The organism is Streptomyces sp. AM6-12, from assembly GCF_044327085.1.
In the GTDB taxonomy this organism is placed as follows: Bacteria; Actinomycetota; Actinomycetes; order Streptomycetales; family Streptomycetaceae; genus Streptomyces.
In genome coordinates, this window is sequence record NZ_JBIQWN010000001.1 from 2,698,290 (window position 1) to 2,723,221 (window position 24,932).

24 protein-coding genes are annotated in these 24,932 nt (G+C 72.7%); 9 read left to right on the plus strand and 15 right to left on the minus strand.

Features of this window, described 5'->3' with window-relative positions; genetic code table 11:
• Positions 1 to 146: 146 nt before the first annotated feature.
• From ACE4Q9_RS11990 to ACE4Q9_RS12000, 3 genes are all read right to left on the minus strand, one after another.
• Positions 147 to 437, minus strand: coding sequence for a lactococcin 972 family bacteriocin (locus ACE4Q9_RS11990; RefSeq protein ID WP_397984230.1), 291 nt, complete (start codon positions 435 to 437; stop codon positions 147 to 149).
• Positions 438 to 722: 285 nt separating this feature from the next.
• Complete coding sequence (locus ACE4Q9_RS11995; protein ID WP_397984231.1) at positions 723 to 1,079, minus strand: hypothetical protein; 357 nt, start codon at positions 1,077 to 1,079, stop codon at positions 723 to 725.
• Between the two features lie 5 nt (positions 1,080 to 1,084).
• Positions 1,085 to 1,369, minus strand: coding sequence for a hypothetical protein (locus ACE4Q9_RS12000; protein WP_397984232.1), 285 nt, complete (start codon positions 1,367 to 1,369; stop codon positions 1,085 to 1,087).
• Positions 1,370 to 1,899: 530 nt separating this feature from the next.
• Here ACE4Q9_RS12000 and ACE4Q9_RS12005 point away from each other — a divergent pair.
• Positions 1,900 to 3,720, plus strand: coding sequence for a hypothetical protein (locus tag ACE4Q9_RS12005; protein ID WP_397984233.1), 1,821 nt, complete (start codon positions 1,900 to 1,902; stop codon positions 3,718 to 3,720).
• Between the two features lie 57 nt (positions 3,721 to 3,777).
• Here the strand turns inward: ACE4Q9_RS12005 and ACE4Q9_RS12010 are convergent, their stop codons facing one another.
• The 5 genes from ACE4Q9_RS12010 to ACE4Q9_RS12030 form a co-directional block, all read right to left on the minus strand.
• A complete protein-coding gene (locus ACE4Q9_RS12010; RefSeq protein ID WP_397984234.1) occupies positions 3,778 to 6,366 on the minus strand; it encodes a SpoIIE family protein phosphatase in 2,589 nt (862 codons plus the stop codon).
• A 319-nt stretch (positions 6,367 to 6,685) separates the two neighbouring features.
• Entirely contained in the window at positions 6,686 to 7,093 is a 408-nt protein-coding gene (locus tag ACE4Q9_RS12015) for an ATP-binding protein (protein WP_397984235.1), read from the minus strand.
• 187 nt (positions 7,094 to 7,280) lie between these two features.
• Positions 7,281 to 7,691, minus strand: a complete 411-nt coding sequence (locus ACE4Q9_RS12020; RefSeq protein ID WP_397987188.1) for a (deoxy)nucleoside triphosphate pyrophosphohydrolase — start codon at positions 7,689 to 7,691, stop codon at positions 7,281 to 7,283.
• Positions 7,692 to 7,744: 53 nt separating this feature from the next.
• On the minus strand, positions 7,745 to 7,945 hold the full coding sequence (locus tag ACE4Q9_RS12025; RefSeq protein WP_397984236.1) for an SPOR domain-containing protein: 201 nt from the start codon (positions 7,943 to 7,945) through the stop codon (positions 7,745 to 7,747).
• Between the two features lie 405 nt (positions 7,946 to 8,350).
• The gene (locus tag ACE4Q9_RS12030; RefSeq protein WP_397984237.1) at positions 8,351 to 9,103 is read right to left on the minus strand and encodes a GntR family transcriptional regulator; all 753 of its coding nucleotides are present in this window, start codon (positions 9,101 to 9,103) and stop codon (positions 8,351 to 8,353) included.
• A 260-nt stretch (positions 9,104 to 9,363) separates the two neighbouring features.
• Between ACE4Q9_RS12030 and ACE4Q9_RS12035 the strand changes: the two genes are divergently transcribed.
• Positions 9,364 to 10,596 carry a serpin family protein gene (locus ACE4Q9_RS12035; protein ID WP_397984238.1) on the plus strand — a complete coding sequence of 411 codons (1,233 nt, stop codon included), beginning with the start codon at positions 9,364 to 9,366 and terminating at the stop codon, positions 10,594 to 10,596.
• 378 nt (positions 10,597 to 10,974) lie between these two features.
• Here the strand turns inward: ACE4Q9_RS12035 and ACE4Q9_RS12040 are convergent, their stop codons facing one another.
• Positions 10,975 to 13,929 carry a BTAD domain-containing putative transcriptional regulator gene (locus ACE4Q9_RS12040; protein WP_397984239.1) on the minus strand — a complete coding sequence of 985 codons (2,955 nt, stop codon included), beginning with the start codon at positions 13,927 to 13,929 and terminating at the stop codon, positions 10,975 to 10,977.
• A 253-nt stretch (positions 13,930 to 14,182) separates the two neighbouring features.
• Here ACE4Q9_RS12040 and ACE4Q9_RS12045 point away from each other — a divergent pair, with 253 nt between their 5' ends.
• Entirely contained in the window at positions 14,183 to 14,323 is a 141-nt protein-coding gene (locus ACE4Q9_RS12045) for a hypothetical protein (protein WP_397984240.1), read from the plus strand.
• Positions 14,320 to 15,606 carry an MFS transporter gene (locus ACE4Q9_RS12050; RefSeq protein WP_397984241.1) on the plus strand — a complete coding sequence of 429 codons (1,287 nt, stop codon included), beginning with the start codon at positions 14,320 to 14,322 and terminating at the stop codon, positions 15,604 to 15,606. Before ACE4Q9_RS12045 ends, ACE4Q9_RS12050 begins: the two co-directional genes overlap by 4 nt.
• A gap of 457 nt (positions 15,607 to 16,063) precedes the next feature.
• Here ACE4Q9_RS12050 and ACE4Q9_RS12055 read toward each other — a convergent pair whose 3' ends face one another.
• Both ACE4Q9_RS12055 and ychF read right to left on the minus strand, forming a co-directional pair.
• Positions 16,064 to 16,225, minus strand: coding sequence for a hypothetical protein (locus ACE4Q9_RS12055; RefSeq protein ID WP_397984242.1), 162 nt, complete (start codon positions 16,223 to 16,225; stop codon positions 16,064 to 16,066).
• Between the two features lie 276 nt (positions 16,226 to 16,501).
• Positions 16,502 to 17,590, minus strand: coding sequence for a redox-regulated ATPase YchF (ychF, locus tag ACE4Q9_RS12060; RefSeq protein WP_397984243.1), 1,089 nt, complete (start codon positions 17,588 to 17,590; stop codon positions 16,502 to 16,504).
• A gap of 189 nt (positions 17,591 to 17,779) precedes the next feature.
• Here ychF and ACE4Q9_RS12065 point away from each other — a divergent pair, with 189 nt between their 5' ends.
• Positions 17,780 to 18,310, plus strand: a complete 531-nt coding sequence (locus ACE4Q9_RS12065; protein ID WP_397984244.1) for a DUF6542 domain-containing protein — start codon at positions 17,780 to 17,782, stop codon at positions 18,308 to 18,310.
• Positions 18,311 to 18,583: 273 nt separating this feature from the next.
• Here ACE4Q9_RS12065 and ppgK read toward each other — a convergent pair whose 3' ends face one another.
• Both ppgK and ACE4Q9_RS12075 read right to left on the minus strand, forming a co-directional pair.
• Positions 18,584 to 19,330: a polyphosphate--glucose phosphotransferase gene (gene ppgK, locus ACE4Q9_RS12070; protein WP_397984245.1), complete on the minus strand. Its 747-nt coding sequence runs from the start codon at positions 19,328 to 19,330 to the stop codon at positions 18,584 to 18,586.
• A 49-nt stretch (positions 19,331 to 19,379) separates the two neighbouring features.
• Positions 19,380 to 20,387 carry a 4-hydroxy-3-methylbut-2-enyl diphosphate reductase gene (locus ACE4Q9_RS12075; protein WP_397984246.1) on the minus strand — a complete coding sequence of 336 codons (1,008 nt, stop codon included), beginning with the start codon at positions 20,385 to 20,387 and terminating at the stop codon, positions 19,380 to 19,382.
• Positions 20,388 to 20,479: 92 nt separating this feature from the next.
• On the opposite strand from ACE4Q9_RS12075, the gene xseA reads away from it, so the two are divergent.
• The 3 genes from xseA to ACE4Q9_RS12090 all read left to right on the plus strand — a co-directional run bounded on the left by xseA (position 20,480) and on the right by ACE4Q9_RS12090 (position 22,659).
• Positions 20,480 to 21,688: an exodeoxyribonuclease VII large subunit gene (gene xseA, locus ACE4Q9_RS12080; RefSeq protein ID WP_397984247.1), complete on the plus strand. Its 1,209-nt coding sequence runs from the start codon at positions 20,480 to 20,482 to the stop codon at positions 21,686 to 21,688.
• Positions 21,685 to 21,927 (plus strand): exodeoxyribonuclease VII small subunit, encoded by a 243-nt coding sequence (locus tag ACE4Q9_RS12085; RefSeq protein WP_397984248.1) that lies wholly within the window; start codon positions 21,685 to 21,687, stop codon positions 21,925 to 21,927. The genes xseA and ACE4Q9_RS12085 overlap by 4 nt, the downstream gene beginning before the upstream one ends.
• 141 nt (positions 21,928 to 22,068) lie before the next feature.
• Positions 22,069 to 22,659 carry a malonic semialdehyde reductase gene (locus ACE4Q9_RS12090; protein WP_397984249.1) on the plus strand — a complete coding sequence of 197 codons (591 nt, stop codon included), beginning with the start codon at positions 22,069 to 22,071 and terminating at the stop codon, positions 22,657 to 22,659.
• A gap of 75 nt (positions 22,660 to 22,734) precedes the next feature.
• On the opposite strand, the gene ACE4Q9_RS12095 is transcribed toward ACE4Q9_RS12090, so the two are convergent.
• Positions 22,735 to 23,277, minus strand: coding sequence for a DUF4245 domain-containing protein (locus ACE4Q9_RS12095; RefSeq protein ID WP_397984250.1), 543 nt, complete (start codon positions 23,275 to 23,277; stop codon positions 22,735 to 22,737).
• 126 nt (positions 23,278 to 23,403) lie between these two features.
• Between ACE4Q9_RS12095 and glpX the strand changes: the two genes are divergently transcribed.
• A complete protein-coding gene (gene glpX, locus ACE4Q9_RS12100; protein ID WP_093676115.1) occupies positions 23,404 to 24,438 on the plus strand; it encodes a class II fructose-bisphosphatase in 1,035 nt (344 codons plus the stop codon).
• 98 nt (positions 24,439 to 24,536) lie between these two features.
• On the opposite strand, the gene ACE4Q9_RS12105 is transcribed toward glpX, so the two are convergent.
• Positions 24,537 to 24,914 (minus strand): WhiB family transcriptional regulator, encoded by a 378-nt coding sequence (locus ACE4Q9_RS12105; RefSeq protein WP_397984251.1) that lies wholly within the window; start codon positions 24,912 to 24,914, stop codon positions 24,537 to 24,539.
• Positions 24,915 to 24,932: the final 18 nt, after the last annotated feature.

The window sequence follows — 24,932 nt, forward strand, 5'->3', positions numbered from 1 at the left end:
TCGACTACCTAGGTCCGGGCACTCGGCGAGCGCGCGTGTCGGGGGGAGGGGAACCCCGGCGCCTCCGGCTACAGGGGCGGATCCCTCTGCAGCCGGAGAGGCGCCGGTCAGCGACTCAGGGCTGTGTCAGCCGCGGGCACGTGGCCTCAGCAGGCGGGGTCGTAGTAGGCGTGGCTGATGGTGTTCGCCTTCTCGGCCGACGCCTTGGACCACACGTTCTCCTTGGTGCAGCCGCTCTTGGCCCAGTACTTGCCCTCCACCGAGGAGGCGTGCCAGTTCTTCTTGTGGAAGTAGTTGGAGTACACGTAGTTGGCGCCGACGTCGTGACTCCATCTGCCGCCGCCGGCGTCCTCCGACACGGCCAGCGCGGGAGCGGCGGCGGCAGCGAGCAGGGCACCGGCCGCGACGACGGCCTTGAGCCCGTTCTTCATCGTCATGATCGACTCACTTTCACTTCGTGATCCTGATGGACTGCCGACCTCGGGGCGTACCGCAGACATGCTCGATCCGCTTCCCGGCTTTCCGGATTTCCGCGGACGGGGAAATGTCGCTGTCGGTCGACGTGTGGCCGAGCCGGGCCGATGCGAAAAGGGCGGACCGTCCTGTCGGACACGGGACGGACATGCCGGCTCGCCGATTCCCACCCTGGTACGCGAGGGGATTCTGGAAAATTCTGGCTCGGATGAAACGACTGAGCGACGTAAATGCAGCTCAGGGCCGCCTCAGGCGGCGATCCACGGAACGCGGCAGGCGTGCGGCTCTGGACCCTCGGGGCACAAGGCCCTGATCACTGCCTTACGGATCGCCCGCCAGGTGCGCAGGGAACACACCACGCGTACGGACAGTTCCACGGGCACGCGCTCCCCGCTGCTCTGGCCGGGGTGTTCGACGGCCCACTGCTCGGCCAGGAAGCCGTAGACATCGGCGGTCGTCAATTCGCTGCCGAAAACGGTGTGGGCGACGTTTTCCTCGACGAGCCGGGCGCCGCGGGCCGCCACGGCGTCCCTGACCAGGTTCCTGGCCCAGGTCAGCCCGCACTCGTCCGCGTACAGCCCGAAAACAAGGGTGCGCGTTCTCATGCCCGTCAGCCCCTCGTGATCTCCTTCTTCGTGCAGTGCTTCGCACGATAGCCTTCGCGCATCTGGTCGTTGGCGTTCTTGATGGCCGCCTTCCACGCGTCCGGCTGGGTCTTCGCCCGGCCATGCCCCTGCACGAATCCGTGGGCACTGTTGTCGGAGATGCGCATCTTGGTGCACTGCACGTGTGCGGTCCATCCGCTCGCGGCCTCGGCGGGAGCGGCGACCCCCAGGGAGAACACGGCCGCGACAGCGGTGGTGATGAGCGGGGGGACGGCAAGCAGCCTGCGCATAGAGGGATCCTCCACGGTATCGATGGTCGTTCACCACAGAGGGCAGCCTGTCGAATACCGCGGTGCGCACTCTTCCGCCGTCGACGGAATCACCGGACGACACCCCGACCCAACAGATCGAAGCGGACGCCGAGTGCGAGACCACTACCCCCTGAGCGCCATCCGTTTCGCCGGTGGTCAGCCGGCCGGACGGGCATACCGAGAACCTACAACGAAAGGTCAATCATTGGCCAACAATTCCCCATGGAGTGATCGCCGTCACCTCCCGCGCGCGCAGCTGACGCTCCCTCATAATCTGTTTTCGTGACGGTGTCGCAGTTCGCGGAGGACTCGACGGACCGGCAGGCCGTGGCGATGGCGGTGCGCGCGATCGACCGGTCGTACGCGACCGGGGCCGGCCGGCCACCGCGGTTGACGTGCTCGCCCGCCGGGGGCGGGCTCCGCGTCCATCCCGTCCCCCTGTCCGCCTGGTCCCCCACCCGTATCAGCCCCGCTCGCGGTGCGGTCCACTCCCCCATACGCTCCGAAATGTGACGTCCTCCCTGTTCCGGGGCCGCCCCCGGTGTGCCAAGGCGCACATACGGGTGCGGGTGACGCATGCCGTGCTGGGTGCCCTGCTGGGGGCCGGGTGGCTGATGCTGCCGTTGCTGACGGTCGCCACGAGCCCGCCCGTTCCCGCCACCGCCGGAACGCCTGCCGACGCGGCGGCACCGGCGCGGGGCGGCACGTCCACGGCGGATTACGTGCTCCCCCTCATCGCCGTGGCCGCGGCTGCGGTACTGGCGGCCTACGGCTACCTGCGCCGCGTCCGCCGCGCCCGGACCCGTACGACGCCGGGGACGCCGGCGGCCCGTCCGGCACCGCCCACCCTCGCCGACGCCGAGCGCCAGGCCCGGATCGCGCTGGTACTGGCCGACGACTGCGTACGGACCAGCCGGGAGGAACTCGGCTTCGTGCAGGAGAGGTTCGGGGCGGGGGAGGGCGGCGGGACGGGAGTGCGGGAGGCGCCGGCGGGAGCCGGGGCGGAGGCCGGGCCCGGAGTGAAGGCCGTGGCAGAAGGCTGCGGCGGCGAGGTGCCCCCGGAGGCGCGGGTGCCCGCCGTGGCGGATGGGCGGGCTCGGTTCGGGGCTGAGGTGGAGGCCGTGAGCGGGCGTTTCCGGCGAGTACGGGCGGAGGCGGCCGATGGTCTGGGGCGGGGGATATCCGGGGGCGGAGCGGAAAGCGGGATCGCGGCCTGCGTACGTGCCCTGCGTGCGGCGGAGGCCGAGCTGGTGGCGGCGTTCGCGATGTGGCGGAGGTATGAGCAGGGGCTGCCCGCGGAGGCGGGGGCACGGCGGCAGGCGTTGGCCGGGGTGACCGGGCGGTGCGCGGAGGCCGGGCGGCGGCTGGACGCCGAGGCCGCGGCCCTGGATCAGTTGCGGGGGCTGGAGGGACCGGGGGCCGGCGCGGCGCTGGACGTGGCGGAGGGCAGGTTCCGGGGGCTGGCGGCGCGGGCGGTGGCCGCCCACGCCACCCTGGCGGCGCTGCGGGAGCGGTACGCGTCCTCGGCCACCGACCCGGTCGCCGGATCGGTCGAACAGGCCGAAGACCGCCTGCTGTTCGCCACCGCCCGCCTCAACGAGGCCCGCCGGTGCGTCGAAGCCGCCGACGGGGACCACGCTGCCCGGAATCTGCGCGCCGCCGAGGGTGCCGTGGCCCAGGCCGAGACCCTGGTGAGCGGCGTGGAGCGGCTCGCCGCCCGGCTGCGGGAGGCCGCGGCGCTGGTACCGGGGGCCCTGACCGGCGCGGAGGCGGAGCTGGCGGCGGCCCGGCGGGGACGTTCCCGCACCGCCCTGGCGACCGGCGAGCTGAACGCCCGGCTGGCCCACGCGGACGGCGTACTGGCCGCCGTACGGGAGGAGTTGACCGGCGCCCTCCCGTACGACCCGCTGGACGCGCTGCGCCGGATCACCCGCGCCGCCGACCGACTCGACGCGGGCCGCTCCGGCGTCCTCGACACGGCGGCGCTCCTTGTCGCGCACGCCTCGCTGGACGCGGCCGACGACTTCGTCACGGTGCACCGCGGCGCCGTGGGCGCTCCGGCCCGCGCCCTCCTGTCGGAGGCGGCCCGCACCCTGACCATGGGCACCAGCACCGCCTTCGCGGCCGACACCGCCGCCCGCGAGGCCCGTGACCTCGCCGAACGCGATGTCCGCGCGCATGGCACCCCCTACGCCGACTCCGGCACGACCGGCCTGCCCGGCGCCGTCCTCGGCGGCATCCTCCTCGCCGAGGACCCCGACGGGGGCCCACCGGCCGCGTTCGGGGGCCCGGCGACACGGGGGCGGCGCCATAGCGGGACGCGGGCGTAGCGCGATACGCCGGAGCTGCCTCGGCGCCCAGGCGCGGTATCCGGGCGGAAGGGGCCGTCAGAACAGGCTCAGCAGTGCCTCCGCCGGGTCCGTGAGGGGGGCGTCCGCGCCCGGCAGCGGCAGTTCGAACCACACCGTCTTCCCGCGGGGCGTGCGCCGGGAGCCCCATGCCGCGCTGAGCAACTGCACCAGTTGCAGCCCCCGCCCGCCCTCGTCGGTGTCGCGGGCCCGCCGGCGCCGGGGCTGGACGAGCCCGCCGTCCCACACCTCGCACACCAGCGTGCGGTCCAGCAGCAGCCGTAGCCTGATCTCCCCCTCGCCGTACCGCAGCGCGTTGGTGACCAGCTCGCTGACCAGCAGCTCCGTCGTGTCGACCAGCGCCTCCAGACCCCAGCCGAGGAGTTGCGCGCGGGCGTGCTCCCGCGCCCGGCCGACACTGCGCGGCTCCCGCGGCAGCGTCCAGTCGCCGACGGAGCCGGCCGGCAGCCCCTGTACGCGGGCCATCAGCAGCGCGATGTCGTCCTCGCCGTGGTGCGTGTCGAGGGTGTTGAGCACGTGGTCACACACGTCCTCCAGTGGCCGCGCCGGATCGGTGAGCGCGCCGACGAACGCGTGCAGCCCCTCGTCCAGCGGATGGTCACGGGACTCCACCAGACCGTCCGTGTACAGCGCGAGCAGCGCGCCCTCGGGGAGTTCGACCTCCACCTCCTCGAAGGGCTCGCCGCCCACCCCGAGCGGCATTCCGGGCGGCACGTCCAGCATCAGCGCGGGCTCGCCGGGTTCGACCAGCACCGGCGGCAGATGGCCGGCGTTGGCGAACGTACATCGCCGGGTCACCGAGTCGTAGACGGCGTACACGCAGGTCGCGAGGTACACCTCCGACAGATCGGCGTCCCTGGGCTGCCGCGCCGTACGCGTCGCCTGCTGCACACCTCCCGGCGTGCCCAGCCCGCGCGCGATCTCGTCCAACGCGGAAAGCACCTCGGCCGGTTCGAGGTCGAGCAGCGCCAGTGTCCGTACGGCCGTGCGCAGTTCGCCCATCGCGACCGCCGCCCGCAGCCCGCGGCCCATCACGTCGCCCACCACCAACGCGGTGCGGTGGCCCGGCAGTTCGATGACGTCGAACCAGTCGCCGCCGACCTCGGTCGCCGCGTTGCCGGGCAGATAGCGGCAGGCGATGTCCAGCCCGGACGCCTCGGGGTCGCCGGGCGGCAGCAGCGAGCGCTGGAGGATCAGCGCCCGCTCGTGCTCCCGGCGGTACAGCCGCGCGTTGTCGATGCAGACCGCGGCGCGCGCCGCCAGTTCCACCGCGAGGTCCCGGTCCCGGTCGCCGAACGGCTCGCTGCCCTTGGTCCGCGAGAACCGCACGAGCCCCACCACCGTGTCGTGCGCGACCATCGGCACGGCGAGCGTGGACTGCACGAGGCTGCCCTCCTCCGCCGGCACCGCCCGCGGCCGCGCGGTGCGCAGGGCGTCCGCGCAGGGGGAGGTGAAGGGGAAGTGGTGTACGGCGCCGACCTTGACGGTCTCGCTAGCGCGTCCGGCGGGCGCGTCCGCGACCGCGCTGGCGATGGCGACCCGGCGCAGCTCCGCGCTGCCGTCCGCCATGCCGGGCGGGGTCTCGTCGCCGGTCAGCAACCCCTGGTAGAGGTCGACGGTGGCCAGGTCGCAGAAGCCGGGGACGACCACGTCGAGGAGTTCGCGGGCCGTGGTCTCCAGGTCCAGGGAGTTGCCGATCCGCGCTCCCGCCTCGTTGAGCAGCGCCAGGTTGCGCCGGGCGGCGGCGGCCTCGCGGGCGGCGGCACGGCGGGAGGTGACATCGGTGGCGAGCCAGGCGACACCGATGGGCCGGCCGCTGCCGCTGTGCACGCGATAGAGGTTGACGGACCAGTGCCGGCGCTCCTCGGAGCCCGGCACGTGCCCGGTGACGTGCATGTCGGTGACCGGGTCGCCGCTCTCCAGGACCCGCCGCAGCGTCGCCGAGACCCGCTCGGCCTCGGCGCGCGGCAGATAGTCGAACACGCCCTTGCCCCGGTGGTCGTCCGGGGTGCCGCCGAAGACGTTGGCGAACCGCTGGTTGACGCGGCGCACCCGCAGGTCGAAGTCGAGCAGCAGGAAACCGAAGGGGGATTGTCCGAATATCGCCTGGGAGGCGGCGAGATCGGTCTCGATCCTGCGCAACGTACGGACGTCGACGACGATGCAGACGGCCGCCTTCTCGCCCTCCGCGGTGCGGGTCGGCATCACGTAGACCTCGGCCAGGCCGTCCGCGCCGCGCCCGCCCTCCGGCGGGTCCGGCATCCGGAAGGGCACGACACCGGTCCACTCGCGCCCGTCGAGGATCTCCGCCATCTTGCGATGGCCGTGCTCGCGCAGGTCGGGGTCGATGAACGCCTCGATGGGGTCCATGCCGACGGCGCGCGCGGCCGGAATGCCGAAAAGCTGCTCGGCCCGCAGGCTCCACTGGTCCACCAGGCCGTCGGGGCCGATGGAGAAGGAGGCCACCTTTATGTAGTCGTACATGGAGCCGGGCGGACTGCTCTGCCACAGGGCGCCACCGGTCGCCGCCGCACCCGCGGCGGTCTGCTCCCTCGCGCCGTCCGACGGGTCCTCGGACTCCGTGGCCTTCGCTGGTATCTCGCTCACGCGAACCGTCCCCTCCAGCTCACCGCACCCGGCACCGGTCACCGGGGGCGGCTGCCCGCAGTATCCAGCACTACGGCGCCGCGCGACACGGTGTTCACGATCACAGCTCGGTCCAGACGTTTTTCGGACCGCTCCGTGACCACACTTCCACTCTTCTAACCAGGGAACACGGCCTCGAACCCCCTACTCCGGGGCCGTCCGCGAGCCGGGGTCACACGGTGGACCGGGCGGCGGTCGATGTACACCCCCCTCCGCCCCCACGGGCGCCCCTGCCTCACCCCGGACACCCCCGCGCCACCCCGGTGCGCCCCCGGTGGTGTCATTGCGGCACGGCGAGTTCGAACCAGACGGTCTTTCCGCTCGTGCCGGGCCGGGTGCCCCAGCGGCGCGAGGACCCGGCGAGCAACTGGAGTCCGCGCCCGCTCTCGTCCTCGGGCCGGGCGACGCGCTCGCGTGGCGGGTCGGGGAGCGGGTCGGAGACCTCGACCAGCAGGGAGTCGTCGGCGCCGACCGGCCGTACGAGCCGTACGCCGATCGGTCCGGTGGCGTGCCGCAGCGAGTTGGTGACCAGCTCGCTCACCAGCAGCGCGGCGAGGTCGGCGACGCAGTCGAGGTCCCAGCCGTGCAACTGGCCGCGGACCGCGGTCCGGGCGCTGCGCACGGCGCCCGGTTCCGCGGGAAAGGTCCACTCGGCACAGTCGCCATCGGTGTCGATCACGCCGATCACTTCCCAGGCCGCGAGCTGTCCGGTTTCGTGGGGTTAATGGGCACATACCCGATAAGCGATGGCCGGTACCGTCCGGACCGCCGAAGTGTGGTCGAACGGCGTACTCGGTCCGGACGACCGCCGGAGAGCGCGGGGCGGGAGTCCGTCTCAGTGGGGCTCCGCCGGAAAGCGCGGGGCGGGGTCCGCCTCAGTGCGCCTCCGCCGTCATCCGCTGCTCGACCTCCCGCACCGCCGGTACGTCCTGTTCCAGCCACGGCACGCCCCACAGCCGGGCCGGGGTCAGCCAACGCAGCTCGTCATGGTCCTGGAGGGGCCGGGGCGCGGGAGAGCCGGGGCACAGCCGGGCGGTCCACACCCACAGGACGTACGGCTCGCGCAGGGGCCATTCGCCGGGCACGCGCGCCACGGTCTCGGCGTCCACGCCGAGTTCCTCGCGCAGTTCGCGCACCAGGGCGTCCTCGGGCCGCTCCCCCGGCTCGACCTTGCCGCCGGGCAGCTCCCAGCGTCCGGCCAGATCGGCGGGCGCGCTGCGGCGCGCGGCGAGCAGGCGGCCGCCGTCGAGCAGGGCGGCGCCGACCACCACGGTCCGTTCCGTCATGGGCGTCATGGAGCGGAGCCTACGTGAGGCTCCGCGGGGCACGGCGGCGCCGGTCAGTCGCGGCCGCCCGCCCCGTTCTCCCCGTTCTGCCCGAGCCGCTCGACCATGTAGAGCTGCCTGTGCCCGCGGTCCTGGAAGCTGTCGGCGATCTTCTGCGCCTCGGCGTGGGTCGCGTACCGGCCGACGCGGTAGCGATTGCCGTTGTCGTCCTGCCGTATGACGATCCAGGGCAGGGAAGCCGTGCCCTCACTCATGGTCCGCTCCGCCCCCATCGCGCCCTTCACCCTTTCCGGCACCACGGGACCCCCATCCCGTCCCGGACCCTTTCCGGGCCCCGCCTAAGGAAACCGCACTACGCATATGCCCGAGCGTACGCCCAACCTTTACGCAGCGAATACGCCTTTTCACAAAGAGGTACGCAAGCCGTCAGACCGGCGGGGGCGCGCAAGCACGGACGCGCCCCCAGGGAGAGCTCCGGCCGACTCCGCCGGGAAACGGCGCCCACCTGCGAAGACGACCGGACCACGGCACCCGCCGCAGGGCAGGTGAGCACCCATCACCGGCGCGAATCGCCGCCAGGCGAGTCGGGGGTGTGCGCTACCTCACTCCGCGACGCGCGAAACGGCGTACGACACGGCATACGACGCGCGGCACGGCCGTCACCGCACCGGCAGGTGGTACGCGACCCGGTACCGGTCCGCCGGGATCACCACGTCCGCGGTCTCCACCGGGCGCCCGGAAGCGTAGTACGTGCGCTGGACGACCAGGACGACATGGCCGGGGACGCCGCCGAGGAGGTGCAGTTCCTCGGCGAGACCGGGGCGCGCGCCGACCTCCTCGGTGACGTTGTCCACGATCACGTCGATGGCCCGCATGCGCTCGACCACGCCCATGCCGCCGAGCGGCCCCTCCTCGGGCAGCATCACCGGGGTGCGGCCGGTGACCGCGAGGGGTTCCCAGGAGGTGGAGAGCATCATCGGCTCACCGGCCTCGCGGAACAGGTACTTGGTGCGCATGACCCGCTCGCCGGTCTCGATCCCGAGCCGCTCGGCGATCGCGGCGCCGGCCTCGGTCTGCCGGCTGCTGGACTCCCAGGTGCCGCGCACCGCGGCGTCGGCCTGCTCCTGCCGGAAGGGGGTGGCGCCGCCGGCCGAGCGGTAGCCGGAGCGGGCGACCCGGCGCGGCACGGGCTGCTCGCGCACATACGTCCCCGAGCCGGAGCGGCCCTCGACCAGCCCCTCGGCCATCAGGACCTTGCGGGCCTCCAGGGCGACGGTGTCCGAGACGCCGTACTCCTCGCGGATGCGGGCCTGGGAGGGGAGCCGGGTGTGGGGCGGCAGTGAACCGTCGACGATCTTCTTGCGGAGATCACCCGCGACACGCAGGTACGCCGGCTGCTCACCGAATGTCACTGGCCGCTCCCATCAGATTGCACAGACAGCAACAGCGTGGCAACCGTCGGTTGAGCCGTGCAAGCAAAGGCCAGAGAATCACTCGAAGTGATGAACGCGGGCGGGCAGCCCCTCACCCCAGCACCTTCTCCCCCGCCCGCGCCCCCTTTCACACCTGCCGAGCGCCTCGGACAACTCCGGCCGCCCGAACGGCAGTCCGGGAACACCGGTACCGTGCCTCGTACGACTTGTCGCAGGTAAGCGGGACACAGGGGGCGGAATTGAAGCTGGAGAACGGGGTCGACGGCACCGTCGTACGCACGGTGAACGGACTCACCGCGCGGTGGGGCGCCACCGCGCGGGGCGGCACGGCGTTCTCCGCCGCCGGGGTCTGGCCCCTGCTGGCCCTCCTCGCGGACGGCGCCGCGGGCCCCGCCCGGCAGGAACTGGCCGGGGCGCTCGGCGTGCCCGCGGAGCAAGCGGGCGCCCTCGCACGGGAGTTGCTCGCGGCCCTGGGCTCGGTGTCGGGCTTGGACACGGCGCTCGGCCTGTGGACGCAGGCGGACCTGCTGCTGCGCGAGGAGTGGCTGGCAGCGCTGCCGCCGGGCACGCACGGCGTGTTCGGGGAGGACCTCGTCACCGCGCAGGAACGGCTGGACCGCTGGGCGGCCGAGCGCACCGGCGGCCTGGTCGAGCGGATGCCGGTGACGCTGAACCGGCAGACGCGGATGGTGCTGGCGGGCGCGCTCGCCCTGCACACCACCTGGCGCCAGCCCTTCACCGAGCAGCCGCTCACCCCGGCGGCGGGCCCCTGGCAGGGCCGTACCCTGCGCGGGCTGCACCGGCGCAGCGTGCGCCCGGACCGGGTCGGCGTGGCGGGCACCCAGGACGGCTTCGTCACCGCGCTGACGGTCCCCGGCGACAGCGGCATCGACGTCCATCTGGTGCTCGGCGAGGAGCGCATGACGCCGGGCCAGGTCATCGCCGCGGGCGTGGCCGTGGTGGAGCGCGCCCTCGCGCTCACGCCGGGCGGTGCCCTGCCGTACGGCGAGGTCGGGCCCGGACTGCGGGTGGAGCGGGAGCAGGCCCACACGCCGGAGCCGACCTCGCTGGACGTGCGGACGGTGGCGTACGAGGTGCGCGCGGACCACGATCTGCTGGCCCAGCCGGAGCTGTTCGGGCTGCGCTCCGCGACCGACGCGCGCTTCGGCCACTTCCCCGGCGTGAGCGCCCACCCGCTGACCGTCTCGGAGGCCCGGCAGTCGGCCGTGACCCGCTTCGGCGCGCTCGGCTTCCGCGCGGCGGCGGTGACGGCCGTCGCGGAGATGTACGGCAGCGCCCCGCCCCGGTACCGCTACGAGACCACCGTCGTACGCGTCGCCTTCGACCGCCCCTTCGCCTTCCTCGCCGTCGACCGCGACTCCCGCCTGGTCCTCCTGTCCGGCTGGGTCACCGACCCCGCCCCGTACCCGGCACCGGGTTACGCGGGCACCCCCGGCGTGCGGCACCCGTGAGGCGGGACGGCTTCCGACGGTCTCTCTGACATTTTCGGCCCGACCCGCTGAAGGTGCACTGCCGTGGAAGAACCGCGACCTCTCCGGTATGGAACGCCGGGCGAAGCGGGTGGCCGCCGGTGGCGAGGCGCCGCCGTATGCCGACCGGGGCCCCGTCGACGGCCCCCGGTTCAGCGTCGAGACGGAGACGGCCAACGGGATGCACAACGTGGCCCGGATCGTCCCACCCCCCTCGGGCGAGGGCGAGCGGGCCGTCATGTGCTCACTGGTGCGCTCCCTGCTCGACCTGGCCGGCCATGAGGCGGGAGCGGCCCGTACCCAGGTCGTACTGACCCCCGGGCTCTCCGCTTCCGGGGCTTGGCGACGCACGGGGGAAGCTCAGCGGCGCCGTCGGTCCGGCGCGACCCCCATGCGCGCGAACAGTTCCTCCGCCGCGGCCCGGTGCCGGGCGGCGGCCCCGGCGTCGTCCTCGGCGTCCGCGAGCCCCGCCAGCGCGTACGCCTCCTCGATGCGATAGCTCACCGCGGCGGCCACCTCGCGTGCACCGGCGTGCAGTTCGCGGGCGACTCGTCGTTCCCCCTGCCGCCCGCGCAACCGGCCCACGATGTTCTCCACCTTGGCCCGGCGCAGCGGCGAGGCGCTGGACGCCACCAGTTCGAGGGCCTGCTCGGCCAGGTCGGGGGTGCGCACGGGCCGGCCCAGATGCTGGTCGACGTCGGCCGACAGGGCCAGGGTCAGGGCCACGTTCCCCGGATCGGCGCCGTCGGCGACGAGGGCGCGGGCCCGGTCCAGGCTTCGGGCGGCCCCGGCGTAGTCCCCGAGGCCGGCCTGGGCGAAGGCCAGGTCGGTGAAGGCGCTGAACTGGTTCTCGAACCGGCCGAGCCCGGCCTGGAGTTCGATCGCGCGCAGCGCGGCGTCCTTGGCCTCCTCGTGGCGCCCCCACTGCTCGTACAGCGTGCTGAGCATGGTGAGGCTGTCGGCCTCGGCGCGGGGGCTGCCCAGTTCCCGCTCGTAAGCGGTGGCCCGCTCCAGGTGCGTGAGCGCCTCGGGGAAGTTGCCGAGCAGGCTGTTGAACTGGCCGAGGGTGCCCTCGCTGTGCGCCTCGGTGTGCCGGTCGCCGAGCTGTGCGGCCACGTCCCGGCCCTCCCGCGCGGCCTCCAGTCCCTCCTCGAACCGGCCGAGCCGCCAGCACGCGACGCCCAGGTTGGACAGGCTCATGCCCAGCAGGGCGAGATCGCCGAGGCGTTTCGCGGCCCCGACCGAGGCCCGGCCCAGTTCCCCGAACTCCTCCATCTGGCCCCGCGCGTTGAGCTGGAAGACGAGGTTGCGGCTCAGGCAGACGACGTACCGGTCCAGGCTCCGCCGTTCGGCCAGGGCGACCGCGGCGAGCAGGGTGTCCTGTTCCCGGTCGAACCAGGTCCTGGCCCGCTCGGCGTCACCGAGCGGGGGCATCTCGGCCGTGGACTTCTCGATGCCGGTGGGGCGGTGGCGGCGGCCGGGGTAGAGCACGTCGCAGGCCAGCTCGGTCGCGGTGAGGTAGTAGCAGAGCAGGCGTTCCACGGCGTCGGCCGCCTCGTCGCCGCCCTGGTCGGCGGCCTCGAAGAGGCTCTGGGCGAAGCTGCGCACCAGATCGTGGAAGGAGTACAGCCCGATCTCCGGCTGCTGCACCAGATGCACGTCCAGCAGTCGTTCCAGCAGGTCCTCGGCGTCCCGGATGTCGCGGTCGAGCAGCGCGGCCGCGGCGTGCACGTTGATGTCGCCGCCCGGATGCAGGGAGAGGATCCGGAAGGCGACGCGGCTCTCCTTGTCCAGGGCCTGGTACGACAGCCGCAGGGTGGCCGAGACGCTGCGGGCGCCGGAGCTCAGCTCGTCGAGCCTGCGGGTCTCGTCCTGCAACCGCTCGACCAGGTAACGCAGGGTCCAGCGGGGCCGGTTGCGCAGCCGGGCGGTGGCGATGCGCAGGGCGAGCGGGAGGTGGCCGCAGAGCCGGGCCAGGTCGAGGGCGGCGTCGGGCTCGGCGGCGACGCGTCCGGCGCCGAGGGTCTCGGCGACCAGGGCGGCGCTCTCGCGCGGGGACATCACGCCGAGGGAGATCCACTGCGCGCCGTCGAGGTCCACGAGGCGGCCGCGGCTGGTGACCAGCAGCAGGCAGCCGGGGGCGGTGGGCAGCAGCGGTTCGATGCCGGAGGCCTCGGCCGCGTTGTCCAGCAGGATCAGCACCCGCTTGCCGCCGAGCGTGGACCGCCACAGGGCGGTGCGGCCCGCGGTGTCGTCGGGTATGCGGTCGCCGGGCACGCCGAGCGCCCGCAGCAGGCTGTCGAGCGCGGCGCCGGCGGTCACCGGCTGGTCGCCGGGGGTGTAACCGCGCAGGTCGATGTGGAGCTGGCCGTCGGGGTAGTCGGCGGCCAGCTGGTAGGCGGCGCGCACCGCGAGGGAGGTCTTGCCGCTGCCGCCCATGCCGTCCAGGGCCACGATCCTCGGCCCCTGCTCGCTCCCCGGCTGGGCGTGGCGCAGCAGTTCGGCCAGCTCGGTCTCGCGGCCGGTGAAGTCGGAGAGGTCGTACGGCAGGGTGCAGGGAGCCTCGGCGGCGAGCGGTAAGGGGGCGGGCGCGGCGCCGGCCAGCTCGGGGCTCTCGCGCAGGATCCCCTCGTACAGCTTGGTCAGGTGCGGGTCGGGGTCGACGCCGAGTTGCTCGACGAGCAGTTCACGGACCTTGCCGTACTCCTCCAGGGCCTCGGCCTGCCGGCCGGAGCGGCACAGGGCGAGCATCAGATGGCCGCGCAGGGTCTCGCGCAGCGGGTGCTCGGCGACCAGTTCCCGCAGATCCGGGACGAGTTCACCGGCCTCGCCGAGGGCGAGCCGCAGGGCGATCTGCTCCTCCCACACGGCCAGCCGGCGTTCCTCTATGGTGGTGGCGGCCGCCTCCACGACGGGTCCGCCGACCCCGGACAGCACCGGGCCCCGCCACAGTGCCAGGGCGCTGCGCAGTACCTGGACCGCCTCGGCGAGCCGCTCCTCGGCCACGGCGGACTTCGCCGTGCGCACCAGGGTGCCGAACTCGGACAGGTCGCACTGGGTCGCGTCGATCACGGCCCGGTAGCCGGGCCCCACCGTGAGCAGCGTCTCGGCGCCGCCCGGTATCCGTCTTCGCAGGTCGGCGACTGCCTTGCGGACCTGGTGGGACGCCGTCGCCGGCGGCTCCTCGTCCCAGGCTGCCTCGACCAGCCGGGACACCGGGAGCACCTTCCCCGGTTCCAGCAGCATGGTGGCCAGAACACGTTCCTGGATGACGCCGCCGAGTTTCAGCCGGACGCCGTCGGCCCACGCCTCCATCGGGCCGAGGATATTGAACCGAAGCCGTTCCCCTGACGCCGCCGTCACCGACAGCCCCCCTAAATCGCCGCTCCCCCAGAGCCGTCCGCTTCGCGCCGCACAGCAGCGTAACCCATACGGAACGCAGTGGGATCGTGGCGGGAACCGTACGGGAAGCGGGTCGATCAGTCTCTTCCTCGTTGGCAGGCACCTCGTCGGCTCGGGTCGCCTACCTGGCATTCGGCCACGTTTTCCGAGGATGAAGGAGACACCGATGAATTCCGAGTCCGCGTCCGGTCTCGATGTGCTGCTGCCGAACGCACGGCGGCGTGCCGGGCTCACCCGGGACCGGCTCGCCGGTCCCGCCGCGGAGGAGTTGCCCCGCGAGCCCGTACGGAAGGTGGCCGGCGCATGAGCCAGGACGTCTGCCCCGCCGAGGCCGCGGCCCCCGCCCCGCCCCGGCCGCCGCTGTCCCGCAACCGCGACTTCCGCCTGCTGTGGTTCGGCGAGACCACCAACCGGGTCGGCATCAACATCACCACCGTGGCGATGCCCCTGGTCGCCGTGGTCACCCTGAACGCCAGCACGCTCAGCGTGAGTGTGCTGGCCGCCGCGCCCTGGCTGCCCTGGCTGCTGATCGGCCTGCCGGCCGGCGCCTGGGTGGACCGGATGCGCCGGCGCCCGCTGATGCTGGTGTGCAACCTCGCCTCGGCGCTGCTGTTCGCGAGCGTGCCGGTGGCCGCCTGGCTCGGCGCGCTCACCATGACGCATCTGCTGGTGGTGGCGCTGCTCAACGGCCTGGCGGCGGTGTTCTTCGGGATCTCGTACAAGGTGTACGTGCCCTCCATCGTCGACCGCGACCAACTCCAGGAAGCCAACGCCAAGCTGACGGGCAGCGAATCGGTCGCCCAGATGGCCGGTCTCGGCGGCGGCGGTCTGCTCGCCCAGGGCTTCGGGGCGGTCTACGGCCTGCTGGTCAACGCCGGCACCTTCCTCTTCTCGGCGCTGTGCCTGCTCGGCATCCGCGGCCGGGAGGCCCCGCGCGACCCCGTACGCGAGCGCACCCCGCTGCGCCGGGAGATCCGCGAGGGGCTCCAGCACACCGTCCGCGACCCCTATCTGCGGGTGCTGACCGCCTACGGCACCGTCACCAACCTGCTGTTGTCGGCGTACCAGGCGATCCTGCCCGTGTTCATGATCCGTCTGCTCGGCGTGCCGGAGGGCGCGACCGGCTGGCTGCTGGCCTCCGCCAGCGTCGGCGGCGTCCTCGGCGCGGCCGGTGCCAAGCGGGTGACCGCCCGCTGGGGCACCGCACGCGGGCTGCTGGCGGCCACCGCCACCACGGCCCCCTTCGCCCTGCTGACCCCGATGGCGCACAAGGGACCGATGCTGGCCGCGCTCGTGGCCGGCAGCGCCCTCCTCGCCCTCGGTGTGGTGCTCGCCAATGTGATCCAGGGCGCGTTCCGCCAGCGGTACTGCCCGCCCCGGCTGCTCGGCCGCGTCACGGCCTGCATCTCGGTGGCGAACTTCGGTGCCATTCCGCTCGGTTCCCTGCTCGGCGGCGTGCTCGGCACGGCGCTCGGGCTGCGGCCGACGCTGTGGCTGCTGACCGCCGGACTCGCTGTCACCCCCCTGTTGCTCCTGATCGGGCCCCTGCGCGGCAGGCACGACCTGCCCTCCGCGCCCGGTGGTTCATGACTCCCGGTCGGCTCCTTCGAGTACGAACAGGAGAAACCCCGTGGAAGGTACACGGAACAGGGCCTCGTCAAGGTGCTGTTGATGACGCTGGCGCGGGTGCCGCCGATGGCCTTGGCACCCGGCCGCTGCCACCCGGGCCGCAACGGCACCTCGGCCGGCCCTGCCGGCCCGGCCGCCCGCTTCGCCCAGAACCGCCGGCCCCGCGCGGACCGGTCCGGCCCGGCGCTGCCCGCCCACGCCTCTTCCCGGGGACGGCGCCCGCCGGTCCGCCGGACCCGGCCGTCCGGCGCGGGACCCCGTTCGCCGGCTCGTCCGGCACCCCGTCCGAGTTCGGCGTGGCCAGGAAGACCTCCAGGGATGCCGCGTCCATCAGCCGGAGGGCGCAGGTGAGGGGCCAGAGGATCCCTGTGCGCACCGGCGAAGCCGACAGCGGGTGCCGCAGGGCCCCTTCCTCGCGTCATGTTCCCATCGAGCGCTTCTCCAGCCAACGGCGGGCGCCGACTTCGGCAGCGGATTCGCGAACCGTCAAAAGGGCGAGGGACTCGCCGATGGCGTAGGCGACCAGTGCGGGCAGGATCGGCGCTGCGAGCAGGACGAGACCGCAGGCGGCGAAGGTCACTCCCACGTTGCGACGAGCCCGGTCGCGTCCGGCCTGACGGGTCTGCGCGGGTGTGGGCGGCTCGCCGGTGCGGCGGTTGTTCTCACATGATGACGCCGGGGCAAAGATCTACGAGGCTCGCACCAAAGTAACTACGGGCTGTGCCACCCCCAGGAGTCGAACCGGCGGCCAGCCAGAATCCGGCCACGGGCACGCGAACGGGGCCGACCCGAATTCGGGCCGACCCCGCGCTAACCGGCGTTTCGCTCATTCGCCGGGTCCACGGCAATGCGTGGCCTATACGTTGAAGCGGAACTCCACCACATCCCCGTCCTGCATCACATAATCCTTGCCCTCCATCCGCGCCTTCCCCTTGGCGCGGGCCTCCGCCACCGAGCCGGCGGAGAGCAGGTCGGTGAAGGAGATGACCTCGGCCTTGATGAAGCCCTTCTGGAAGTCGGTGTGGATGACTCCGGCGGCCTCGGGGGCGGTGGCGCCCTTCTTGATGGTCCAGGCGCGGGATTCCTTGGGGCCGGCCGTGAGGTAGGTCTGGAGGCCGAGGGTGTCGAAACCGACGCGGGCCAGGGTCGCGAGGCCGGGCTCCTCCTGGCCGACGGACTGGAGGAGTTCGAGGGCCTCTTCCTCGTCCAGCTCGGCGAGGTCGGCCTCCAGCTTGGCGTTCAGGAAGATCGCCTCCGCGGGGGCGACCAGCGCGCGCTGCTCGTTCTTGAAGTCCTCGTCCGTCAGCTCGTCCTCGTCCACGTTGAAGACGTAGAGGAACGGCTTGGCGGTCAGCAGGTGCAGGTCGTGCAGCAGCTCGGCCCGCTCGGAGCCCTGGAGGATGCCGTGCGCGAAGAGCGTGTCGCCCTTCTCCAGGATCTCCTTGGCCTCCTCGACCGCCTTCACCTTCGGCGCGACGTCCTTCTTGATCCGGGACTCCTTCTGGAGCCGCGGCAGGACCTTCTCGATGGTCTGGAGGTCGGCGAGGATCAGCTCGGTGTTGATCGTCTCGATGTCGTCCTTGGGCGAGACCTTGCCGTCGACATGGACGACGTTCTCGTCCTTGAACGCGCGGATCACCTGGCAGATCGCGTCCGACTCACGGATGTTCGCGAGGAACTTGTTGCCCAGGCCCTCGCCCTCGGACGCGCCGCGCACGATGCCGGCGATGTCCACGAAGTCGACCGTGGCCGGAAGGATGCGCTCCGAACCGAAGATCGACGCCAGCTGCGCCAGCCGGCCGTCGGGCACGCCGACCACGCCGACGTTGGGCTCGATCGTGGCGAACGGGTAGTTGGCCGCCAGCACGTCGTTCTTGGTCAGGGCGTTGAACAGGGTCGACTTGCCGACATTGGGCAGGCCGACGATTCCGATCGTGAGCGACACGTTGCGACTTCCCGTGGATGAGAGGGCCAGGAGCTGGGGCTGCCAGGCCCTCGGAGGACACTGGCCGATCCACCAGTCTACGGCGTTCCGCGTGCCCTCTTCCCTGGGAGCACCGCCCGCCCGGCCAAGGTCCGCCCATCGGCGTGTCTGGGAGCCGATCAGGCACATAAGCAGACCTAAGTTGGTCCAATGGAGCAGCACAGGACGCGACCCCCGAACGACGGACGGCGACGCGGCAACCCGGCCCGCGCCCATCTGCCGCCCCAGGCCCGGCGCCGCCCGCCCGGCCCGGAGGCGGGGCGCGGCGCGGGGCAGGGCCGGACGGTGCCGCAGGGCCCGAGACTGCCGGGCCCCCGGCTCACCGGGCTCGGCGGCGGGCTGTTCTGCGTCGCCGCGATGTTCCTCCTGGGCTGCCTCGACCAGTTGCTCCTCGACGGCTCGCTGCCGGTGTACGGCCTGCTGTTCCTGCCCGTGTGCGCGCTGACCGCGCTCTGGGTGCGCCCCGGCGACGTGCTGACCGCGCCCGTCGCCGTGCCCATCGCCTTCGCGTCCGGGCTGTTCGTGGTCGCCGACGGGCGCGAGGGGATGCTCGGCCGCCTGATGGGCCTGGCGACCGGCCTCGCCACCCAGGCGGGCTGGCTGTACGGGGGGACGCTGGCCGCCGGGGTGATCGTGCTCGTCCGCCGGGTGCGGTGGGTACGGCGGCGCAGGCAGCGCTAAGCGCAGGCGGCAGTAAGCGCGGGTGGCGGTAAGCGCGGGTGGCGGTAAGCGCGGGTGGCAGTAGCGAGCGGCGCGCCCCGCGGTGTGACGGCCCACCGCGCGTCCCACCCGTGCCGCGGACGCCCACCGCACGTCCCGTCCGCCACGGCCGCCGGCGCATCCGCGCCCCACATTTACCGGGTGCCGCCCGGCCGCCCGCCTCTCACACCCGCCGCCCCACGACCGCCGCCCCCACGACCACCGGCACCCGCCCGCCCCTCGCATCCGCCGCCCCTACAGCTGCTGGGCCGCCCGCATCGCCGCCCCCACGATCCCGGCGCTGTTCTGGAGCTGCGCGGGCACGATCTCGGCCTTGATGCCCTTGATGTGGTGCAGGAACTTGTCGGCCTTGCGGCTGACCCCGCCGCCGATGATGAACAGCTCGGGCGAGAACAGCATCTCCACGTGCGCCAGGTACTTCTGGACCCGGCGCGCCCACTGCTCCCAGCTCAGGTCGTGGTCCTCCTTGGCCTTGCTGGACGCCTTGCGCTCGGCGTCGTGACCGCCCAGCTCCAGGTGGCCCAGCTCGGTGTTGGGGACCAGGACGCCGTCCGCGAAGACGGCGCTGCCGATGCCGGTGCCGAAGGTGAGCAGGATGACCGTGCCCCCGCGGCCCCGGCCGGCGCCGAACTGCATCTCGGCGACGCCCGCCGCGTCCGCGTCGTTGACCACCGTCACCGGCAGGCCGCCCAGTCGGCCGCCGAACAGGGCGCGCGCGTCGGTGTCGATCCAGCTCTTGTCGACATTGGCCGCCGTACGGACCGTCGCGCCGCCGGTGACCACGCCGGGGAAGGTCAGGCCCACGGGCCCGGTCCAGCCGAAGTGGTCGATCACCTGCTTCACCCCGTCGGCCACGCCGTCGGGCGTCGCCGGGTGCGGGGTGAGCACCTTGCAGCGCTCCTGGGCGAGGTCGCCCCTGTCGAGGTCCACAGGGGCGCCCTTGATCCCGGATCCGCCGATGTCCACGCCGAAGATCTGCATGGCCCCACGTTACGACGGGCCACTGACCGTCACGCCCAGATGGCGTCGGTCACTCCTGGGAAGTGCCCGATCCGCCGCGCTCGGCCACCAGGTTCGCCGCCTCTTCGCGCAGATCGCGGCGGAGCTCCTTGGGCAGCGAGAAGGTGATGGACTCCTCGGCGGTCTTGACGATCTCCACGTCCGCGTAGCCGCGCGCGGCGAGCCACTCCAGGACCTGCTCGACCAGCACGTCCGGGACGGAGGCGCCGGAGGTGACGCCGACGGTCTCCACGCCCTCCAGCCACGCCTCGTCGATCTCGTCGGCGAAGTCCACCAGGTACGCCTCGCGGGCACCGGCCAGCTTGGCGACCTCGACCAGGCGCTTGGAGTTGGAGGAGTTGCGCGAGCCGACGACGATGACCAGGTCGGAGTCGGCACCCATCTCCTTCACGGCCAGCTGGCGGTTCTGCGTGGCGTAGCAGATGTCGTCGCTGGGCGGCGAGACCAGGCCCGGGAACTTGGTCTTCAGGGCGTCGACGGTCTCCATGGTCTCGTCCACGGAGAGCGTGGTCTGCGACAGCCAGACGACCCGCTCGGGGTCGCGGACCTCGACGTTGGCGACGTCCTCGGGGCCGTCGACCAGCTGGATGTGGTCGGGGGCCTCGCCAGAGGTGCCGATGACCTCTTCGTGGCCCTCGTGTCCGATCAGGAGGATGTCGTAGTCCTCCTTCGCGTACCGGACGGCTTCCTTGTGGACCTTGGTGACCAGGGGGCAGGTGGCGTCGATGGTGGCGAGGCGGCCCCGCGCGGCCTCCTCGTGGACGACCGGGGCGACGCCGTGGGCCGAGAACATGACGATGTTGCCCTCGGGCACCTCGTCCGTGCGCTCGACGAAGACGGCGCCCTTCTTCTCCAGGGTCTGCACGACGTACTTGTTGTGGACGATCTCGTGCCGGACGTAGATCGGGGCGCCGTACTGTTCCAGGGCCTTCTCGACGGCGATCACGGCGCGGTCCACACCGGCGCAGTAGCCTCGGGGGGCGGCGAGCAGGACACGGCGGCGAGGCGAAGCGGTCATGGGTCCATCGTAGGGGTCGTACGACCGCGCCGGGATCAGCCGGCCGCGCCCGGCCGGACGGCGCTGTCGGTGCCGCCCATTACGCTCGGCGCATGGCTTTGAAGACGACCCCTGAGGCACCCCTGCCGGTCGGTGAGGTCTCCCGGTTGATCGGGGGCTGGATCGACCGGCTGGGCCCGGTGTGGGTCGAGGGGCAGATCACCCAGCTGTCGCGGCGGCCGGGTGCCGGCGTCGTGTTCCTGACGCTGCGCGACCCGTCGTACGACATCTCGGTCAGCGTGACCTGTTACCGGCAGGTGTTCGACGCCGTGGCCGACGTGGTCGGCGAGGGCGCCCGCGTCCTGGTGCTGGCGAAACCCGAGTGGTACGCGCCGAGGGGGCAGCTCTCCCTGCGCGCCGCCGAGATAAGGCCGGTCGGGGTGGGCGAGCTGCTGGCCCGCCTGGAGCGGCTGAAGTCGTCGCTGGCGGCGGAGGGGCTGTTCGCGGCGGAGCGCAAGAAGCCGCTGCCGTTCCTGCCGCAGCTGATCGGCCTGGTCTGCGGCCGTGCCTCCGCGGCGGAGCGGGACGTGCTGGAGAACGCCCGGCACCGCTGGCCCGCCGTCCGCTTCGAGGTGCGCAATGTGCCCGTGCAGGGGGTGTACGCCGTTCCGGGGGTCGTGCAGGCGGTCAAGGAGCTGGACGCGATCGAGGACGTGGACGTCATCATCGTGGCCCGCGGCGGCGGCAGCGTGGAGGATCTGCTGCCGTTCTCCGACGAGGAGCTGGTGCGGACGGTGGCGCAGTGCCGTACCCCGGTCGTCTCCGCGATCGGGCACGAACCGGACAGCCCGCTGCTCGACCTGGTCGCCGATCTGCGCGCCTCCACCCCGACCGACGCGGCCAAGAAGGTCGTACCGGACGTGGGCGAGGAGCTGGAGCGGGTGCGGATGCTGCGGGACCGCGCCCGGCGCTGTGCGCGGGCGCTCGTCGAGCGCGAGGAACGGGGCCTGGCGCACGCGCTGGCGCGGCCCGCGATGGAGGATCCGCACCGGATGCTGGACGAGCGCGCGGACCACGTGGCCGCGCTGCTCGGGCGGAGCCGGCGCACCCTCGGCCATCTGCTGGACCGCGCGGACTCGGAGCTGACGCACACCCGCGCGCGCGTGGTGGCCCTCTCCCCCGCGGCCACGCTGCAACGCGGCTATGCGGTGCTCCAGCGCGCCGACGGGCATGTGGTGCGCGATCCGGGCGAGGTCAGTGAGGGCGAGGCGCTGCGAGCGCGCGTCGCCGACGGCGAATTCACGGTGAAGGTGGACGGATGACCGGCAAGACGGAGACCGGCGGGACCGAGGCGACGCTCTCGTACGAGCAGGCGCGGGACGAACTGATCGAGGTGGTGCGGCGGCTGGAGGCGGGCGGCACCTCGCTGGAGGATTCCCTGGCGCTGTGGGAGCGCGGGGAGGAGCTGGCCAAGGTGTGCCGGCGCTGGCTGGAGGGGGCGCGCGCCCGCCTGGACGCGGCGCTCGCGGAGGAGGAGGGAGAGGGCGAGGAGACCGAGTAGGGCTCGCTCCGGGAGGCCGCTGGGCTGTGGGGCGGATCACCTCGCCCCCGGTTTTGTTGAAAGTTAAACCTCGACTGGCGTAGGGTCGTGCCGTCCGCAGCGGTCCGGCAGCGGACCGTACGCATCACCGAGGAAGTCACGATGTCTCTCGTTCTTGACCCCGCCGCCCAGGACCTGCTGTTCCGTGAGGCCCACACCGCGAACGCCTTCACCGACGAGCCGGTGACCGAGGAGCAGGTCCGGGCGATCTACGACCTGGTCAAGTACGGCCCCACCGCCTTCAACCAGACCCCGCTGCGCATCACCCTGGTCCGCTCCCCCGAGGCCCGCGAGCGCCTGGTGCGGCACATGGCCGAGGGCAACCGGCCCAAGACCGCCGCCGCCCCGCTGGTCGCGATCCTCTCCGCGGACAACGAGTTCCACGAGGAGCTGCCGGCCCTGTTCCCGGCCTTCCCGGCCGCCAAGGACGCCTTCTTCGCCGAGCGCCCGGTCCGTGAGCGCTCCGCCGAGCTGAACTCCGCGCTCCAGGCCGCCTACTTCATCGTCGGCGTGCGCGCGGCCGGCCTCGCCGCGGGCCCGATGACCGGGTTCGACGCCGAGGGCGTGCGCAAGGAGTTCCTGGACGACGACCACACCCCGCTGATGGTCGTCAACATCGGCAAGCCGGGCCCGGACGCGTCGTACCCGCGCTCCCCGCGGCTCGCGTACGAGGATGTCGTCACGACCGTCTGAGCCGCCCCCGAAGCAGCGTGAAGAGGCCCCTTGAATTCGCCCAACACCGGGGGCCTCTTCGTGTCGCTCACCGCGTCATGACGCGGAGGTCTTCTCCATCCGCAGCGCCGACGCCATCTTCGTCAGCTCCGGGAAGGAGGCGGTGCCGGCGACCACGGTGGTCGAGCCGGGCGTGTCCTCCAGCACGAGGCCGTGGTAGCGGCCGCCGGTGTAGCGGGTCCAGGTACGGCCGTCGATCCGCTCGGTGCTCTTGGTGGCCTTCGCGCCCTGGGTGGCCTGGTCGATGAAGTCGGCCCGCTTCTGCGCCGACTGCTCGATCTGGACATACTGGGCGTCAGGGGTCTGGAAGCCCAGATGCCAGTAGTCGCCGTTCGCGCCGTCGTAGCTCACGGAGGTGGCCTTCCAGGCGTCGGGCAGGCCCTCGGGCCCCGCCACCGGGTAGCTCGCCGCCCGGCGGGCGGTGATCAGCTCGACCCGGTAGTCGACCCGCTTGAGGTCGGGAGCGTGATTGTCGTGCGGGATGGCGACGAAGTAGACGACCGCCGCCGCGATGCCGATCAGGGCCAGGGAGAGAATCATGTCCCGAGCCGTCTTCTGCTTGCCTTTCGTGCCTGCCACGCCTCTATCGTCGCAGGTGCCTCAGGCGCTCATCCGTGGGGTCCCCTGCTCATTTTGTCTGCCTAACGATAGAGTCATGGCCAAGACCCTCATCCGGCCGTCGCCGTATCAGAAAGGTGCGCCCCGATGACCGAAAATCATCACCTGCCCTCCGAACTCGATGTTCCCGCCGAGGCTCCCGACCGCAACCTCGCCCTGGAACTCGTCCGGGTGACCGAAGCCGCGGCGATGGCCGCCGGCCGCTGGGTCGGGCGCGGTGACAAGAACGGCGCCGACGGCGCCGCGGTGCGCGCCATGCGGTCCCTCGTCTCCACCGTCTCGATGAACGGCGTCGTCGTCATCGGCGAGGGCGAGAAGGACGAGGCGCCGATGCTGTTCAACGGCGAGCACGTCGGCGACGGCACCGGCCCCGAGGTCGACATCGCCGTCGACCCGATCGACGGCACCACGCTGACCGCCAAGGGCATGCCCAACGCGATCGCCGTGCTGGCCGCCGCCGAGCGCGGCGCCATGTTCGACCCGTCCGCCGTGTTCTACATGGACAAGCTGGTCACCGGTCCCGAAGCCGCGGACTTCGTGGACATCGACGCGCCCGTCGCCGTGAACATCCGGCGGATCGCCAAGGCGAAGAAGGCCACCCCGGAGGACGTCACCGTCGTCATCCTGGACCGGCCCCGGCACGAAGGACTGATCAAGGAGGTGCGGGAGGCCGGCGCGCGCATCAAGCTGATCTCCGACGGCGACGTCGCCGGCTCCGTCTACGCGCTGCGCGAGGGCACGGGCGTCGACCTGCTGCTCGGCATCGGCGGCACGCCCGAGGGCATCATCTCGGCCTGCGCCGTGAAGTGTCTGGGCGGCACGATCCAGGGCAAGCTGTGGCCCAAGGACGACGAGGAGCGGCAGCGCGCGATCGACGCCGGGCACGACCTCGACCGGGTGCTCACCACGGACGACCTGGTGTCCGGGGAGAACGTGTTCTTCGTGGCCACCGGCATCACCGACGGCGAGTTGCTGCGCGGGGTGCGCTACCGGTCGCAGACCGCGCTCACCGAGTCGATCGTGATGCGCTCGAAGTCGGGCACGGTGCGCCGGATCGACTCCGAGCACCGCCTCAGCAAGCTGCGGGCCTACAGCGCGATCGATTTCGAGCGGGCCAAGTAGACCGGGTGGGCGCCGCGCCCCCTGTGCGGAGGGGGCGCGGCGCTTCCGCATGAGCGTGAGCGCCCCCTGTCCTCAGGGGGCGCTCACGCTCGTCCGTCCTAGCCGGCTATGCGGTCCGGGGCCGTCACGCGGGCCGTCTTGTTCAGGTCGAGTTCGCGGCGGCGGCGCCTCGCGAGGACCACGCGGCGCTCGGCCGCCGTCAGGCCGCCCCAGACGCCGTAGGGCTCCGGCTGGAGCAGGGCGTGTTCTCGGCACTCGACCATGACCGGGCAGCGGGCGCAGACGCGCTTGGCCGCCTCCTCGCGGGACAGCCGGGCGGCGGTCGGCTCCTTGGACGGGGCGAAGAACAGTCCCGCCTCGTCGCGCCGGCACACGGCCTCGGTGTGCCAGGGTGCCTCCTGGTCCCGGTCCCGTGCTGGCACCCGCTGGGCCGGTACGGCAGCTACCTGCAAGGACGAATGCGGCGGTCGCAGCACGGGTCTACTCCTGACGAC

What these genes read in the sequence shown, in the direction of transcription:
- ACE4Q9_RS12000 (WP_397984232.1), bottom strand. Translation starts at nt 1,369, where the DNA reads ATGCGCAGGCTGCTTGCCGTCCCCCCGCTCATCACCACCGCTGTCGCG.
- ACE4Q9_RS12045 (WP_397984240.1), top strand. Translation starts at nt 14,183, where the DNA reads ATGAATTCCGAGTCCGCGTCCGGTCTCGATGTGCTGCTGCCGAACGCA.
- ACE4Q9_RS12065 (WP_397984244.1), top strand. Translation starts at nt 17,780, where the DNA reads ATGGAGCAGCACAGGACGCGACCCCCGAACGACGGACGGCGACGCGGC.
- ACE4Q9_RS12085 (WP_397984248.1), top strand. Translation starts at nt 21,685, where the DNA reads ATGACCGGCAAGACGGAGACCGGCGGGACCGAGGCGACGCTCTCGTAC.
- ACE4Q9_RS11995 (WP_397984231.1), bottom strand. Translation starts at nt 1,079, where the DNA reads ATGAGAACGCGCACCCTTGTTTTCGGGCTGTACGCGGACGAGTGCGGG.
- ACE4Q9_RS12050 (WP_397984241.1), top strand. Translation starts at nt 14,320, where the DNA reads ATGAGCCAGGACGTCTGCCCCGCCGAGGCCGCGGCCCCCGCCCCGCCC.
- ppgK (WP_397984245.1), bottom strand. Translation starts at nt 19,330, where the DNA reads ATGCAGATCTTCGGCGTGGACATCGGCGGATCCGGGATCAAGGGCGCC.
- ACE4Q9_RS12075 (WP_397984246.1), bottom strand. Translation starts at nt 20,387, where the DNA reads ATGACCGCTTCGCCTCGCCGCCGTGTCCTGCTCGCCGCCCCCCGAGGC.
- ACE4Q9_RS12090 (WP_397984249.1), top strand. Translation starts at nt 22,069, where the DNA reads ATGTCTCTCGTTCTTGACCCCGCCGCCCAGGACCTGCTGTTCCGTGAG.
- xseA (WP_397984247.1), top strand. Translation starts at nt 20,480, where the DNA reads ATGGCTTTGAAGACGACCCCTGAGGCACCCCTGCCGGTCGGTGAGGTC.
- ACE4Q9_RS12040 (WP_397984239.1), bottom strand. Translation starts at nt 13,929, where the DNA reads ATGGAGGCGTGGGCCGACGGCGTCCGGCTGAAACTCGGCGGCGTCATC.
- ACE4Q9_RS12025 (WP_397984236.1), bottom strand. Translation starts at nt 7,945, where the DNA reads ATGAGTGAGGGCACGGCTTCCCTGCCCTGGATCGTCATACGGCAGGAC.
- glpX (WP_093676115.1), top strand. Translation starts at nt 23,404, where the DNA reads ATGACCGAAAATCATCACCTGCCCTCCGAACTCGATGTTCCCGCCGAG.
- ACE4Q9_RS12020 (WP_397987188.1), bottom strand. Translation starts at nt 7,691, where the DNA reads ATGACGGAACGGACCGTGGTGGTCGGCGCCGCCCTGCTCGACGGCGGC.
- ACE4Q9_RS11990 (WP_397984230.1), bottom strand. Translation starts at nt 437, where the DNA reads ATGACGATGAAGAACGGGCTCAAGGCCGTCGTCGCGGCCGGTGCCCTG.